This window comes from Aeromonas sp. S16(2024) (assembly GCF_041403065.1).
GTDB lineage: Bacteria > Pseudomonadota > Gammaproteobacteria > Enterobacterales > Aeromonadaceae > Aeromonas.
This window is the reverse complement of sequence record NZ_JBGLQX010000001.1, coordinates 38897-54206: the sequence shown is the minus strand read 5'-3', so window position 1 is coordinate 54206 and position 15310 is coordinate 38897. Positions and strand designations below refer to the sequence as shown.

Sequence of the window (15310 nt, the reverse complement as noted above, 5' to 3'; positions counted from 1 at the left end):
CTTTTTTTCCCCTAGAATGGCCTTGAAAACATTTTCACTAAAATAAACACAAAAAAAACACCTTCCTTAACCTACAAAAACGTCATTGGAGCGAGACATGTTTCGTAAAAATTTACTTTCCGTCGCCCTGGGTGTCGCCCTGTTTGGCCTGGCCGCCTGCAACGGCAATGACTCAAGCGCACCGACCCCGCCCGGCGCCACCCTGGCGAACCAGTACAGGAACGTGATCGATCGCACCGGTACCCCGCTCCAGTTCCGTGACTTTGACAGCTACTCCAACCTCAAATACAACCCCCTGCTCGATCTCGGGGCCTGGCACGGCTTCCTGCTGCCCAAAAGCGACGGCGAGTGGGGGGGCTTCACCGGCCCCATGGTGATTGCCGAAGAGTACAGCCTCTTCTTCGCCAGCGAGCTTGACAGGCTGACCCTGAGCGACGAGAACGGCCGCGCTTTCCCGCTCACCAGCGCCAGCAAGCATGAGATCTACGCCATACCCGGCGCCCTGGTGCAGCGCTTCGAGTTCGAGCCCTTCACCCTGGAGCTGGAGCTGCGCTACGGCGATGCCCGCACCGCCCTTGTCCGCACCCGTCTGGTGAACAATCAGGATGCGCCTCTCACCCTGACCCTCAACTGGCAGGGGGAGCTGCTCCAGCAGTGGGATGCCAACAAGACGATCGCCGAGCAGTATCCCGACTGGACCCGCACCATCAGCCAGAGCGAGCAGGGGGTCGAATTCCAGTTCGGCGAATTGCGCAGCACCTGGAACATCATGCAAAGCGGCAGCGCCAGCTATCGCATCGACCGTACCCTGCCGAGCCGCACCACCCTGGACGAGAAGGGGCTCGGTTATGTGAGCGAGGCCAGCCTCACCCTGGCCGCCAAGGGTCAGCAGGACATTTACACCCTGCAGAGCTATGTCCACTCTTCTGATGAGGCGAGCCGCTACCAGCAGAGTCGCCAGGCGCTCTTGGCCAATCCCGCCGACGCCTTCGATGCCTCCATCCGCCGCTGGGAGGATTACCTCGAGCGCGGCCTCTCCAACCAGGGCATCCCCGAATCGGAGCGCCGCATCGCGGTCAAGGCGATGGAGACCCTCAACGGCAACTGGCGCTCGCCGGCAGGCGCCATCCTTCACGACGGCGTCACCCCCTCCAACACCGCCCGCTGGTTCGACGGCGTCTGGGCCTGGGACAGCTGGAAGCACGCCTATGCCATGGCTCACTTCAACCCCGACGTCGCCAAGAACAACGTGCGCGCCATGTATGACTATCAGATCCAGGCCGATGATCCGCTGCGCCCGCAGGACGCCGGCATGGTGATCGACGCCGTCTTCTACAACAAGCTCGCCGATCGCGGCGGCGATGGCGGCAACTGGAACGAGCGGGACACCAAGCCGCCGCTCTCCGCCTGGGCCATCTGGGAGATCTACGGCGCGACCAAGGACAAGGCCTTCATCGCCGAGATGTATCCGAAGATCCAGGCCTATCACGACTGGTGGTACAGGGCGCGGGACAACAACCGCAACGGCATCATAGAGTACGGCGCCACCCGCCACGTCGAGCACAACGACGAGTTCGGCAACATCACCTTCAGGGTGCGATATGGGAGCGGCGTACCCGCCGTGCTGGATCTCGCGCGCTGCACCGACGAGGGGGATGGCTGGTACGGCTGCGCCGGCATGCCGCTCTACCAGCAGGTGCTGAGCACAGGCGGTTACGACGAGATGGACATAGGTGCCCAGCACGGCGCCGGCTGGGAGTCCGGCATGGACAACGCCGCCCGCTTCGGCTTTATCGAGCAGGATCAGCTCAAGCGTTACGCCGACAAGGCCTATGGCGGTGACATAGACAAAGCCCGCCAGGACTGGAACGTCGCCTTCTTCGAGAACCACCAGGATAGCGGTGAGCTGATCGGCTTCTCCATCGATCAGGAGTCGGTGGAGCTCAACGCCTTCCTCGCGAAAGAGAAGCGCATCCTGGCGGACATGGCAGATCTGCTCGGCAAGCCGGATGAGGGGAGCCGCTACCGCGAGGGGGCAAGCCAGCTGGCCGGCTACATCAACAGTTGCCTGTTCGATGAGGCCTCCGGCTTCTATTACGATCGCCAGATTGCCCAGGGCGACGTGGCGGACGCCAACGGCTGTGTCGGCAAGTTGCTGACCGCCCGTGGCCGTGGCCCGGAAGGCTGGAGCCCGCTCTGGGCCGAGGTGGCCGACAAGGAGAAGGCGGCGCGGGTGCGCGAGGTGATGCTGAGCAGCCAGGAGTTCAACACCAAGGTGCCGCTCGGCACGGCGGCGCTGACCAACCCGGCCTATGACCCCGACATCTACTGGCGTGGCCGGGTCTGGCTGGATCAGTTCTACTTCGGGGTGAAGGGGCTGGAGAACTACGGCTATCGTGACGACGCCCAGATGCTGGTCAACAAGCTGTTTGCCAACGCCGAGGGGCTGGCGGGCACTGGCCCCATCCGCGAGAACTACAACCCGGAAACCGGCGCCATGCAGGGGGCCAGCAACTTCAGCTGGAGCTCGGCCCACCTCTATATGCTCTATCGCAACTTCCTGAAAAAAGAGGGGTAATCCCCCCTGACCCGGTAAATGACGCAACAAAAAGGCCTCCAGATGGAGGCCTTCTTTCTATCAGGGAATCGCGCTTACTTGACGGTCACCCGGGCAAACTTGCGCTTGCCGACCTGATAGACGGCGGTGCCGGCACCGACCAGCGCCTTGCCATCCTCCAGCTTGTCGCCATCCACCTTGACCGCGCCCTGCTTGATCATACGCAGCGCCTCCGAGGTGGTCTCCACCAGACCGGCGTCTTTCAGCAGATTGGCAATCGCCAGCCCTTCCCCTTCCAGCGCCAGCTCGACTTCCGGCATCTCGTCCGGGATGGCGTTCTTGGAGAAGCGCTGGGTGAAGTCTTCGTGGGCCGCTTCGGCCGCCGCTTCGTCGTGGTAGCGGGTGATGATCTCTTTCGCCAGCCAGATCTTCACGTCGCGCGGGTTCAGGGTACCGGCTTCGATGCCGGCCTTGAAGCCTTCGATGTCCGCCAGCGGGCGGGAGGAGAGCAGCTCGTAGTAGTTCCACATCAGGGTGTCGGTGATGGACATGATCTTGCCGAACATCTCCCCCGGGGCGTCGTGCACGCCTATGTAGTTGGCGGCGGACTTGGACATCTTCTTGACGCCGTCCAGGCCCACCAGCAGCGGCATCATCAGCACGCACTGGGCGGCCATGCCGGCATCTTTTTGCAGCTCGCGGCCCATCAGCAGGTTGAACTTCTGATCGGTACCGCCGAGCTCCACGTCCGCTTTCAGCGCGACCGAGTCATAGCCTTGCAGCAGCGGATAGAGGAATTCGTGAATGGCGATGGACTGGCCGCCGCTGTAGCGCTTCTTGAAGTCGTCGCGCTCCATCATGCGGGCCACGGTCTGCTTGGCCGCCAGCTTGATCATGCCGGTCGCGCCCAGCTCACCGAGCCAGCTGGAGTTGTACTCGATGCGGGTCTTGGCGGGATCCAGGATCTTGAACGCCTGCTCCGCATAGGTGAGGGCGTTGTGCTTGATGGCCTCTTCGGAGAGCGGCGGGCGGGTGCTGTTCTTGCCGGAGGGATCCCCCACCATGGCGGTGAAGTCACCGATCAGCAGGATGATCTCGTGGCCCAGATCCTGGAAGGTCTTCAGCTTGTTGAGGATCACGGTGTGGCCCAGGTGAATGTCCGGCGCCGTCGGGTCCATCCCCAGCTTGATGCGCAGCGGGCGCCCTTCCTTCAACTTGGCGACAAGTTCTTCTTCAACCAGAATTTCTTCCGCTCCGCGCTTGATCTCGGCTAGCGCCACCTCGAGCTGGGACATTTTTTGACTCTCCAATCACGATTCCACAGGGCCAGACATATTACTGGAATGGCAGGCCAATTGGAAAGGCGGTAAACTCCGACCTTCTTCTGGGTTCAACTTCGTCAGCTTCTCATGGTCATTTGGCACGCCTTCAACTCTCTTCCTACCTGGCACCGCAAGATGGTGCTAATTCTGAGCATCCTGGTGATGATGCTGGCAGCCTGGCCAAGCGAGCAGGCGGTCGCCACCCGGGTCGATGACAACGGCAACGAACTTGCCCTGCGCCAGCCCGCCGACGCGGCCGCCGCGACCGATGAACTCGAGGCCGCGCAGCCCCTCACCCCGCCCAAGCCACGCTACATCACCAAGCAGGTGAAGGTGCGCCGGGGCGACAACATGGGGGTCATCTTCCAGCGCATCGGGCTCAATACCACTGATCTTCATCTCATCGATCAGCTCGACGGCAGCGATCCCCTGCGCATGCTGCAGCCGGGGCAGGAGCTCACCTTCAAGCTCACCGAACAGGGCGAGCTGCACAGCCTCTATTACCCCCACAGCCTGGAGCAGGCGCTCAAGGTGAGCCGCAAGGACGACAGCTTCGTGGCCAGACCGGTGCGCCTCGAGCTCGACACCCGCGAGCAGGTGGCGAAGGGGGAGATCCGATCCAGCTTCTGGGGCGCCGCCAGCGAGGCGGGCATGACGGAGGATCAGATCATGGACTTGGCCGCCATCTTCGGCTGGGACATCGATTTTGCCCAGGATCTGCAGCCGGGGGACAGCTTTCGGGTGGTCTATCAGGACAAGTATCAGGATGACGAGCGGGTGGCCTCCGGCGACATCCTGGCCGCCGAGTTCATCAACCAGGGGGCCATCTATCGCGCCGTGCTGAACCAGGATGGCAACTACTACACCCCGGAAGGCAAGGCGATGCGCAAGAGCTTCCTGCGCGCCCCGGTCAACTTCAAATACATCAGCTCCAACTTCAATCCGCGTCGCCTGCACCCGGTCACCGGCAAGGTGCGCCCCCACAACGGCATCGACTACGTGGCCCCCGTCGGCACCCCCATTATGGCGGCGGGCGGCGGCAGCGTGGTGGCGGCCGGTTACAACCAGTTCAACGGCAACTATGTCTTCATCAAGCATGCCGGCAACTATGTGACCAAGTACCTGCACCTCTCCAAGCGCACCGTGAACAAGGGCCAGCGGGTGAAACAGGGGCAGACCATAGGCCTGCTCGGCGGCACGGGCCGGGTCACAGGCCCGCACCTGCACTATGAATTCGTGGTGGGCGGGGTGCACAAGAACCCGCGCACCCTCACCCTGCCCCAGGCCGAGACCCTCACCGGACGGGCGCTGGCCAGCTTCAAGGCCGAGGCCAGGCCGCAACTGGCCAAGCTCGACAGCACGGATCTGCAACTGGCCCAGAACAAGCGGGACAGCAACGGCAGCTAAGAGTCGCCCCACTGCCATCGTGGCTGCTGTAAATGAACAGATAACAAGGAGAGGCCATGAGCGAGCGCTATATCGGGTTGATGCCCGGCACCAGAATATGGCATGGCATTGAGGCCGTGACCTCTATCCCGCTCTCTATCACGACCCGCAATTGAGGAGACACCATGGCTGAGCGCTATATCGGATTGATGTCGGGTACCAGAGCCTGGCATGGGATAGATGCCGCGCCCTCCTCCACTCCTTGGTCAGGTTTCTCGTCACAGAAGGGCATGTCATGAGCGAGCGCTATATCGGATTGATGTCGGGTACCAGCATGGATGGCATCGATGCCGTGCTGGTCACTCTGGATGGGGAAACCCTGCGGGTGGAGGCGGCACTGTGCCATCCCTGGCCAGAGGCAACGGCCCGCGAGCTTCACGCCCTCTGCACCCCGGGCGACAACGAAATCGACCGCATGGGGGTGGCCGACAATCGCGTGGCGCAGGAGTTTGCCGCCGCCACCCTGGCGCTGCTTGCCAAGGCCGGGCTTGAACCCAAGGATATCCGCGCCATCGGCTCCCACGGCCAGACAGTGCGCCACCGCCCCCAGCTCGGCTTTACCCTGCAGATCGGCAATGCGGCCCTGCTGGCGGCGCTGACCGGCATCGACGTCATCGCCGATTTTCGCACCCTGGACATGGCCCTCGGCGGTCAGGGGGCGCCCCTGGTGCCCGCCTTCCATCAGGCGATTTTTGCCAAACCCCATGCCCTGCGGGTGGTGCTGAACCTCGGCGGCATCGCCAACATCTCTGTGCTGCCGGGCCAGGCCGACGGGGGCTCTGGTTCAGGGGTATATGGCTTCGATACCGGCCCCGCCAACACCCTGCTCGATGGCTGGTATCGCCGCCATCAGCCCGACGGCGGCAACTATGACGCCGGTGGCCAGTGGGCGGCCAGCGGCCAGCTTGTTCCCGAACTGCTCGATAAACTGCTGGCTCACCCCTACTTCGCCGCCCCCGCCCCCAAGAGCACGGGACGGGAGATGTTCACCCTGGAGTGGCTAGACCACGAGCTGGCAGGCACGGCATACGCCCCGGTGGATGTGCAGCGCACCCTGCAGGCCCTCAGCTGCCACAGCATAGCCCGCCAGCTGCCCGCGGTGGATGAGACGCAAACCAGGCCCGAGCTGTTCGTCTGCGGCGGCGGCGCCCACAACGGCCCCCTGCTGGGGGAACTCGCCGCCCTGCTGCCCCGCTGGCGCCTTGCCAGCACGGCCGAGCTGGGGCTCGCCCCCGACTGGGTGGAAGGAGCGGCCTTTGCCTGGCTGGCACAGCGCTTCATGACGCGCCAGCCCGGCAACTTGCCCGCCGTCACCGGCGCCAGCCGTCCCGCCGTGCTCGGCGCCCTCTACCCCGCCTGAGGGAGTCGAGTCACCGACTCTCATCCCGCTTGGGCGTGCTCGGCCCCAGATGAAGAAAGCCCGATCAGGGCGAGCCTGATCGGGCTTTCTATATTTGCCGGGAAAGTGACGGAGTCGGCCCGGCCTTCTGCACTCGCTACCGGATATGTTTGCCAAGCTCGGCCGCTTGCTCCTTAAAGGTTTCATAATCGGTGGCATGCCGGCTTTTGGCCGCGGTGATCCACTGCACTCCCGTCTCGTCGGCGTGGGCGAATTCGATGCGAAACTCATATTTCGTGCTGGAGAGCAGCCCCATGAGGCCACCGAACAGGAAAGCGACCATGGGCAAAAACAGCACGATGAGCCAATTGCCTGCCTGTTCCATGGAAGGAGTGAAATAGAACAGCGCACTGGATGTGACCATACCCAGCAATAGTCCCTTCTTGAGCCGATCCTTCCAGCCGAGCACTCTGACTTGCACACCGACGATACGAGCCAGATCATAGCGGTCGTCGTTGACCTGCAGTGTGTTATCCGACTGTTCAATGGAAATGGCACAGGCCATTTTGATACTCCGTCATATTGGCAATGGCGATAAAAAGGGGGATTGTCGGTGCTCCCGGCGGCCCCCTGCCTGTGCATCACTATGGGCAGGGATGCACAGAGCGCCGGCCACAGGGTGGCGATGAATGAAACATCAATACGCATAGGGGCGCACGCGGGGATGGTACCGGATGGCACCAAATATCAAAGCGGATTGAAGCAGAAAAGCGAGGTCGATCATGCTTTGCCTCCCCCGTGGGGGCATCAATCAGGCGCCAATCAGCCCCCAAACAACCTCCCCCTGACAACCCCTTCCCCGTAATAGCGGAGGCCACCCAGACATCACCACCGGGCGCAGCTGAAAGAGCGGGCAACGCACAGTGATATGCGAAAGGGTGAGTGCGGGCAGATGGATGGCGACATCCGCCTCTACCTCACAACGGCCGAGCACTCGAGCCTGCCCACCTCAGGAAACGGCTCACCTGCCGCTTGACCGGCGCACACAGGGGAGGCTTGGGGGGGATCAGATTGATCTGGGCACGGCCGACCCGAGTCTCGCAGCGCAACAGGATCTGCAGGTAATGAGGCTGGTGGAGCTGGATAAACCGGGAGATCTCATAGGCCCAGGGCTTGGGTACGCCCCAGAGGGTGCTGGCGACAGCCCCGACGATGCAGAAGAAGGCGGGCTCGCGCAGCCCCATCTTGATGCCGTTCTCGAGCGCCTCCTTGAGGGATCCAGAATGGGCGATGCAGGTCATGATATTGACCATGAAGGCCACGTAGTCATCCTCTCCCCCCTTGCCAGTTCTGGCCACCAGTTCGGCCTGCGGCCTATACCCGAACTGGTGCCCGATGTGCTCCAGCACGGCATTGCGCTGGCGGATGACCTTGGCATAGAACATCAACATGCCGGTACAGTCGAGCGCCTGGCACAGCCCCTCCCGATGAGGGTGGGTCTTGGTCGGACGTGGCGTCGTCAGCAGTGCTATCTCCTCCGAGATGGCGAGCAGGCCGATGGGCACAGCCGTGCTGATAAAGGAGAGGTCGATGGCGATCGCCAGATCCTGGCTGCCCTCCATCTGGGCAATGACCACCTGCTCGGCAAACAGGCGACGCTGGCGCTCGATAAAGGCGCCATAGACCAGATCCCTGAACTTCTTCTGGGGATAGGGGGTCTCGAGCAGGGTCTCTATGGTCATGATGGCGGCGCCGGCACGGCCGCGCAGTTGGTAGTCGGGAGAGAGTGGAAAGTGCTTGCCCAGACGGGGGGGAGGTCGGAAGGAGCAGGAACGGCTGTACATATCACCCAATATATAACCCAGCATAAATCCTCCACAGTCGGCTCATGATGATCACGGGCGCCGCCTCTGGGTAGTCGTGTCCCCGTGCATCCAGTCGCCTCGGACGGGGTGCTAGCGGCACAGTTAATCATATGATTAATAACGAATTGAAACAGCGATCCCCCTCCCATTCGAGTCAGTTATTAACTTTTTAGTCAAAAGTTGTGAGCCGGGTTGGCCATGAGCCACGCCCCGGCGTCCGGATACAGTGAACCGGGTTCGGGACTGTCACCATGGCGAGTGCATCACAGTCGCAGGAAGCCCGTGAGGAAATCAGCCGCCGCAAGCAACGGCCAGAGGGATAACCCCAACCCCGGGATCAGCCACAGCAGGGCCATGGATCCCTGCTCGCCCCAACTGCCGACCAGGGTGGCCAGCCCCAATAGCAGCGAGCAGGGGCTGATGAGGACGGTTGGCAACAACATCGGCCACCAGATGAGGGCATAGAGGACAGGGCTACTCATATTGCGCCCCCATTGCCTGTCAGATAGAGACACAACCTGCTGTTGCCACGACAGAGGAGATGCAACGCATCGACATCACTGCTCGATGCGCAATGCCATGAAGAGGCTGTTGGGGTCTGGCCGGTAGTCCCCGAACGGCTCGCAATCGATAAAGCCGTGCTTGCGATAGAGGGCATGGGCCGGCGTGAAGAACGCCATGGAGCCCGTCTCCAACGTCAGGTAGCGGTAGCCTCGTCCCCTCGCGATGGCGATGAGGTGCCGCAAGATGGCCGATCCCACCCCCCTGCCCCTGGCGGCACCATGCACCCGCATCGATTTGATCTCCCCGCCATCCGGTGCAATCTCCTTGATGGCACCACAGCCCACCAACGTCTGCTCGTCGTAGGCGGACCAGAAGGTGATGGCCGGCGCCTTGAGTCCCTCGAGATCCAGCGCATGCTTGCTCTCTGGCGGCGAGACGGCGCGCATGTCATCCAGGTGTGCCTGTAGAAAGGCGGCGATCTCGGGACCGTCGAGGCGGTCGATGACAATCTCCATATCGGTGCTCTCCTTGCAAACTGGGTAGAGATGGCAACCTGACCGGACTGGTCAGGGGGACGCAGGGTCAGCCTTCATTGATACGCGATGGAGCAGACCAGATCCAGTCACCATGGCACTCCACCTCTCTGAGTGACCGCCAGCCTCCTCGCGGCTAACCAGGATACCCAGCAACCCGGGTCGACCAGAGAATATATTCCCTGTTCGATGAGTCCTCTCGGGCATTGGCGCACCGCGGATATACCGCCCATGCAAAAAGGCTGAATCTTATTTCAAAGGAGACTTTATTTGCGCTTGCATGGTCGGTGACTAGCATATTTCAAGTCGGCTAGATAGCCCCCTGAAAACAGTGGAAACACATATCTATGCACAATAAAATTCATTAGCTGCAAGATGAGGCATAAATTTAACCCTTTATTCACAGCTGGCCCCGCAATTATTCCGGTGAAAAACCCGGCCCCAGCGGCCTTGCCGTGTAAAAAGGGCTGTTTGAATCGTCCTTTACCCTCCATCATCGTGAATCGAACCGCAATTTGGCGAAATGTCAGAGCATTGAGCCATCTCATAGAAATGAGATCCCGGTTTGCATCCCCTGAATGCCACTCATAGAATCCTCCTGTCTGAGATAACCAACCCAATCCATACCTCTGTTACCCGATCGCCTGAGCAGGCGACCTTGACTCAATATTCGAGGCAGTGCTGGCCGCTTCCCATTGCAACCCGTCATTATTTGCCGGGCATGGCTGGCTATTGCCGAAATAAAGAGGAGAGCCGATCCGCTTGCGAGTCGGGGCAGCAATCAGGGGATGAGGGAGGGCGACCCCGTACCTACACCAATAATGATTAAACAAGGAGTATCGCCATGAGTGGTACCATCATCAAATCCGCCAGAAATACCCCCAAGGCACCCCAGGATCTGGGCCCCAGCACCCAGAGCGTGGCCTTCTCCCACTACAACAATATTGCCGCCCAGCTCCCCGTCGATCCCCGGACCGGCAAACTGGTGAGTGGCGATATCCAGGCCCAGGCCAGACAGTGCCTGACCAATATCCAGGCCATCGTCGAGAGCATCGGCCACGTCATGGACGACATGGTGAAAGTCACCCTCTTCCTCAAGAACATGGGGGATCTGGAGGCGGTCAACGCCGTTTATCGGGAATTCTTCCACCGCAACCTGCCGACCCGTACCGTGCTGGCGGTGGCGGCCCTGCCGCTAGGCGCCGCCATTCAGATGGACGCCCTGCTCTCCAACGGGGAAGGCACCTTCCCGCAGGCCCCCTGCCCCCTGATCAAGCTCGCCCGAAACAGCTGCCGGGCACCGGCCGACCCGCTCTCGACCCATACGGTGGCCTTCTCCCACTACAACAATATCGGTGCCCAGTTGCCGGTGGATACCGCCACCGGCCAGCTGGTTGCCGGTGGCATCCAGGAGCAGGCGGCCCAGTGCCTGCGCAATATCAAAAACGTGCTGGAGAGCATCGATGTGCCCTTTGACGATATCGTCAAGGTGACCCTCTATCTGACCAGCCTCGCGGATCTGGAGGCCGTCAACGAGGTCTACCGCACCTTCTTCCCCGACTCCGCCATCGCCCGCGCCGTCGCCTATCTGCCCGCCCGCAGCGTGATCGCGGCCTCTTCCCTGCCCATGGGCGCCCGGGTGCAGATGGATGCGGTCATCTCCCACGGTGACGGCACCCCGCCCCAGCTGGTGGAAGACAGACACAACCTGGTGATCCGTGCCCGCAACACAGACCAGGCGCCACGCAGCCCGCTCCATAGCCAGAGCGTCGCCTTCTCCCACTACAACCATATCGCCGGCCAGCTGCCGATCGACATGGCCACCGGCAAGGTGCTGACCGGATGTATCCGTGAGCAGACCGCCCAGTGCCTCGGCCATATCAAGACCATAGTGGAGAGCATCGGCCATGTGATGGACGATATCGTCAAGGTCAATATCCAGGTGAAGAACATCGAGGATCTGGCGGAGGTTGACGCCATCTATACCCAATACTTCCCGGGCTATCTGCCCGCCCGCACAATCATTGGCGTGAGCGAACTGCCCGCCAGCGCCCTGATCCAGATGGATGCCGTACTCTCCAATGCGGAAAGTACCCCGCCGCAGGCGTAAGAGTTACGGTAAATACAAAAGAGACCGGCTGATGGCCGGTCTCTTTTTACTAAATTTAAAATGCGACTAAAATAGATTGACATCTTATTTAAAAAAACTGCAATGCTTAAATAGCAATTACGCTATTTCGCTGTCATTTAAATATTTTCCCATTCTTTTATAGAAATGCTCGTGAGCTGCACTTGAAATATCACATCCCATAGCTCTCCTATCAAGGTTTTTAGCTGCAAACAAAGTTGAACCAGAACCAAAGAATGGATCTACTACCAAATCACTATGACCAGAACTCTGTAAGATGAGAGTCTCTAATAATGCAACTGGTTTCTCTGTGGGATAACCACGATGAACACGCTTGCACTCTAGGACATCCGGAATACCCAAGTCGTTTAGTTTTCTTTTTCCTTTTTCAAAGAAAAGGATAAATTCATACTTGGCCCGATAATGATATCCCATCCCAATTGCCATCTTATTCCAGACGATTGGCTTCCAAAATTTAAAACCAACTTTTTCCGCAATTGGTTTTACATAAAACATTGTCTCTTGATCACAGAATAGATAAAAATGTGAGTTTTTCTTTAACACTCGATAAAGCTCTAAAAATAAGCTTTCGAAGCGTTCATTGGGGAAAATATCAAACCATTGATTACTTGAGCCATCACTTACTTTAAGACGAGTTGTTGTCCCAATTTTCCGGTGCTTCTCTAAAGACTCATATGGGGGATCCGTTATAATAAGATCAACGCTTGCATCCGCAAGCGTTGACAACCATTTCACAGCATCATCACGGAATAGATTCATTTTATCTACTTAAAAAAACTACAGGGTTTACCATTCAAGTATACCGTTGATGGAGCACCCGGGTCTAATGTCCGGCAATCGACACAATAACTCTGATCACCCTGAGGGTTAGTTGGTGTCTTACGTGCAGGCGTTTGGCCAAAAGCCTCTGGATGACGATGAAAAACATGTTCACTTCCATTTGTATCAGAGCACCGAGGGCAGGACTTGTATTCATGATCTAATTCATCGCGCTTATGTAAAACTCCGATATTCAACTGTTTACCACAGCATTGGCAAGGCATCTAAATACTCCCTATTTTAGGCTTTGAAAATTTCAGAGTTCATCAATACTCTGATTTCCATCTCATAGTAATGATATTAAACATATCAATACTGATGCCTAACCTACTGCTAAATGGGGTTTGTATGAAGCCTTTTTATTTTATTTTGAGATCCTTGTCATTATGTAATTTTAATTACATAAACTCAGAAGTCCTAAGCAGGCATGAAATTTTTCGTGTAAAAAAAAGCGCCTCTCTAGAGAGGCGCTTTTATATTCTGAATATTCAGCGATTACAGGGACTCTGCGGTCGCAACCACATTTTCCACGGTAAAACCGAATTCCTTGAACAGCAGCTCGGCAGGAGCTGACTCACCGAAGGTGGTCATGCCGATGATCTTGCCGCCGAAGCCCACGTACTTGTACCAGTAGTCGGCGATGCCCGCTTCGATGGCGACACGCTTGGTGACGCTGGACGGCAGGACGGACTCCTTGTACTCGGCGGATTGGGCGTCGAACACGTCGGTGGCCGGCAGGGAGACCACACGCACGGCGCGGCCCTTGGCGGTCAGCTGCTCATAGGCGGCCACGGCCAGCTCCACTTCGGAACCGGTGGCAATCAGGAGCAGCTCCGGGGTACCGGCGCAATCCTTCAGCACATAACCACCCTTGGCCACATCGGCCAGTTGCTGGGCGGTGCGGTCCATCTGGGGCAGGTTCTGACGGGAGAAGATCAGGGAGGTCGGGCCGTCATGGCGCTCGATGGCGTGCTTCCAGGCGATGGCAGACTCTACCTGGTCACAGGGGCGCCAGGTGCTCATGTTCGGGGTCAGACGCAGGGAGGCGATCTGCTCGACCGGCTGGTGAGTCGGGCCATCTTCACCCAGACCGATGGAGTCGTGGGTGTAAACGAAGATGGCGCGCTGCTTCATCAGGGCGGCCATGCGCAGGGCGTTGCGGGCGTACTCCATGAACATCAGGAAGGTGGCGCCGTAGGGGATGAAACCACCGTGCAGGGCGATGCCGTTCATGATGGCGGACATGGCGAACTCACGCACGCCGTAGTGGATGTAGTTGCCTGCGGCGCTCTCGGGAGTCAGAGACTTGGAGCCGGACCACATGGTCAGGTTGGACGGGGCCAGATCGGCGGAACCACCCATGAATTCCGGCAGCAGCTTGCCGAAGGCTTCCAGGGCGTTCTGGGACGCTTTACGGGTCGCGATCTTGGCGGGGTTGGCCTGCAGGGTCTCGATGATCTTGGCAGATTCAGCGGCCCAGTTGGCCGGCAGCTCGCCTGCGGTACGGCGCTTGAATTCGGCAGCCAGGGTCGGGTGCGCGGCTTCATAGGCGGCAAACTTGGCAGCCCAGTCGGATTCGAGCTTGGTGCCTTTCTCCTGGGCATTCCACTCGGCGGCGATCTCGGACGGGATGACGAAGGGCGCGTGATCCCACTTCAGGAAGGCACGGGCGGCTGCGATCTCGTCGTTGCCCAGCGGTGAGCCGTGGCAGTCGTGGGAACCGGACTTGTTCGGGGAGCCGTAGCCGATGATGGTGCGGCAGCAGATCAGGGTCGGCTTGCCGGTCTCGGCCTTGGCGGCTTCGATGGCGGCGTTGATGGCTTCCGGGTTGTGACCGTCAACGGCCGGGATGACGTGCCAGCCGTAGGCTTCGAAACGCTTGGGGGTGTCGTCGGTGAACCAGCCTTCCACATGACCGTCGATGGAGATGCCGTTGTCATCCCAGAAGGCGATCAGTTTGCCCAGCTGCAGGGTACCGGCCAGGGAGCACGCCTCGTGGGAGATACCTTCCATCAGGCAGCCGTCGCCCATGAAGGCGTAGGTGTAATGGTCGACGATGTCGTGACCCGGCTGGTTGAACTGCTCGGCCATGGCCTTCTCGGCGATCGCCATGCCCACGGCATTGGTGATGCCCTGACCCAGGGGACCAGTGGTGGTTTCGATGCCAGGGGCATAACCGTACTCCGGGTGACCCGGGGTGCGAGAGTGCAGTTGACGGAAGTTTTTCAGATCATCGATGGAGAGGTCGTAACCGGAGAGATGCAGCAGGGAGTACAGCAGCATGGAGCCGTGGCCGTTGGACAGCACGAAGCGGTCACGGTCGGCCCACTTGGGGTTGTTCGGGTTGTGCTTGAGGTGGCCACGCCACAGCACTTCGGCGATATCTGCCATTCCCATGGGGGCGCCCGGGTGACCGGAGTTGGCTTTTTGAACGGCATCCATACTCAATGCGCGAATGGCATTGGCAAGCTCTTTACGAGAAGGCATCTGTATCTCCTGCGATTGCTTCATTTGATGGCCAAGATTAAGGCGCGTTATTGTCCCAGCAGGGCGGGCGCGGTGCAAATATTATCTGGGCGAATAAAGTGGCTTTGGGAGCACAATCGCTTTTCTGGCCCGGGAAAACGATTCAATCCGCCCCCTCTCTTACCCCCATCGGGGTGGTTGCCCCCTCAGCCTTGGCCCGGGCGGGTCCAACCCCAAATAGTGCTGGCAATCACCCAGTGACCTAATTAAAATAGACGTCCAGATGTAGATACCTCTACAGACATACTGT

11 protein-coding genes are annotated in these 15310 nt (G+C 59.6%); 4 read left to right on the top strand and 7 right to left on the bottom strand.

Annotated elements, in window-relative coordinates; genetic code table 11:
- The first annotated feature begins 97 nt into the window (after nt 1-97).
- The gene (ygjK, locus tag ACB030_RS00275) at nt 98-2578 is read left to right on the top strand and encodes an alpha-glucosidase (RefSeq protein WP_371157108.1); all 2481 of its coding nucleotides are present in this window, start codon (nt 98-100) and stop codon (nt 2576-2578) included.
- A gap of 74 nt (nt 2579-2652) precedes the next feature.
- Here ygjK and tyrS read toward each other — a convergent pair whose 3' ends face one another.
- Nucleotides 2653-3852 (bottom strand): tyrosine--tRNA ligase, encoded by a 1200-nt coding sequence (gene tyrS / locus ACB030_RS00270; RefSeq protein WP_371157106.1) that lies wholly within the window; start codon nt 3850-3852, stop codon nt 2653-2655.
- A 114-nt stretch (nt 3853-3966) separates the two neighbouring features.
- Between tyrS and ACB030_RS00265 the strand changes: the two genes are divergently transcribed.
- Both ACB030_RS00265 and ACB030_RS00260 read left to right on the top strand, forming a co-directional pair.
- Nucleotides 3967-5286 (top strand): peptidoglycan DD-metalloendopeptidase family protein, encoded by a 1320-nt coding sequence (locus ACB030_RS00265; protein WP_371157104.1) that lies wholly within the window; start codon nt 3967-3969, stop codon nt 5284-5286.
- Between the two features lie 274 nt (nt 5287-5560).
- A complete protein-coding gene (locus tag ACB030_RS00260) occupies nt 5561-6685 on the top strand; it encodes an anhydro-N-acetylmuramic acid kinase (protein WP_371157102.1) in 1125 nt (374 codons plus the stop codon).
- Nucleotides 6686-6821: 136 nt separating this feature from the next.
- Here ACB030_RS00260 and ACB030_RS00255 read toward each other — a convergent pair whose 3' ends face one another.
- The 4 genes from ACB030_RS00255 to ACB030_RS00240 all read right to left on the bottom strand — a co-directional run bounded on the left by ACB030_RS00255 (nt 6822) and on the right by ACB030_RS00240 (nt 9548).
- A complete protein-coding gene (locus ACB030_RS00255) occupies nt 6822-7229 on the bottom strand; it encodes a hypothetical protein (RefSeq protein ID WP_371157100.1) in 408 nt (135 codons plus the stop codon).
- 412 nt (nt 7230-7641) lie between these two features.
- Entirely contained in the window at nt 7642-8532 is an 891-nt protein-coding gene (locus ACB030_RS00250) for a hypothetical protein (protein ID WP_371157098.1), read from the bottom strand.
- A 260-nt stretch (nt 8533-8792) separates the two neighbouring features.
- Nucleotides 8793-9011: a hypothetical protein gene (locus tag ACB030_RS00245; RefSeq protein ID WP_371157096.1), complete on the bottom strand. Its 219-nt coding sequence runs from the start codon at nt 9009-9011 to the stop codon at nt 8793-8795.
- A 75-nt stretch (nt 9012-9086) separates the two neighbouring features.
- On the bottom strand, nt 9087-9548 hold the full coding sequence (locus tag ACB030_RS00240; protein ID WP_371157094.1) for a GNAT family N-acetyltransferase: 462 nt from the start codon (nt 9546-9548) through the stop codon (nt 9087-9089).
- A gap of 862 nt (nt 9549-10410) precedes the next feature.
- Here ACB030_RS00240 and ACB030_RS00235 point away from each other — a divergent pair.
- Complete coding sequence (locus tag ACB030_RS00235; RefSeq protein ID WP_371157092.1) at nt 10411-11676, top strand: RidA family protein; 1266 nt, start codon at nt 10411-10413, stop codon at nt 11674-11676.
- A gap of 117 nt (nt 11677-11793) precedes the next feature.
- Here ACB030_RS00235 and ACB030_RS00230 read toward each other — a convergent pair whose 3' ends face one another.
- Nucleotides 11794-12474, bottom strand: coding sequence for a site-specific DNA-methyltransferase (locus tag ACB030_RS00230; protein WP_371157090.1), 681 nt, complete (start codon nt 12472-12474; stop codon nt 11794-11796).
- Between the two features lie 555 nt (nt 12475-13029).
- Nucleotides 13030-15021 (bottom strand): transketolase, encoded by a 1992-nt coding sequence (tkt, locus tag ACB030_RS00225; RefSeq protein ID WP_371157088.1) that lies wholly within the window; start codon nt 15019-15021, stop codon nt 13030-13032.
- Nucleotides 15022-15310: the final 289 nt, after the last annotated feature.

Excerpts from the sequence above, each read along its gene's own strand:
- ygjK (WP_371157108.1), top strand. The coding sequence starts at position 98 with ATGTTTCGTAAAAATTTACTTTCCGTCGCCCTGGGTGTCGCCCTGTTT.
- tyrS (WP_371157106.1), bottom strand. The coding sequence starts at position 3,852 with ATGTCCCAGCTCGAGGTGGCGCTAGCCGAGATCAAGCGCGGAGCGGAA.
- ACB030_RS00265 (WP_371157104.1), top strand. The coding sequence starts at position 3,967 with ATGGTCATTTGGCACGCCTTCAACTCTCTTCCTACCTGGCACCGCAAG.
- ACB030_RS00260 (WP_371157102.1), top strand. The coding sequence starts at position 5,561 with ATGAGCGAGCGCTATATCGGATTGATGTCGGGTACCAGCATGGATGGC.
- ACB030_RS00255 (WP_371157100.1), bottom strand. The coding sequence starts at position 7,229 with ATGGCCTGTGCCATTTCCATTGAACAGTCGGATAACACACTGCAGGTC.
- ACB030_RS00250 (WP_371157098.1), bottom strand. The coding sequence starts at position 8,532 with ATGCTGGGTTATATATTGGGTGATATGTACAGCCGTTCCTGCTCCTTC.
- ACB030_RS00245 (WP_371157096.1), bottom strand. The coding sequence starts at position 9,011 with ATGAGTAGCCCTGTCCTCTATGCCCTCATCTGGTGGCCGATGTTGTTG.
- ACB030_RS00240 (WP_371157094.1), bottom strand. The coding sequence starts at position 9,548 with ATGGAGATTGTCATCGACCGCCTCGACGGTCCCGAGATCGCCGCCTTT.
- ACB030_RS00235 (WP_371157092.1), top strand. The coding sequence starts at position 10,411 with ATGAGTGGTACCATCATCAAATCCGCCAGAAATACCCCCAAGGCACCC.
- ACB030_RS00230 (WP_371157090.1), bottom strand. The coding sequence starts at position 12,474 with ATGAATCTATTCCGTGATGATGCTGTGAAATGGTTGTCAACGCTTGCG.
- tkt (WP_371157088.1), bottom strand. The coding sequence starts at position 15,021 with ATGCCTTCTCGTAAAGAGCTTGCCAATGCCATTCGCGCATTGAGTATG.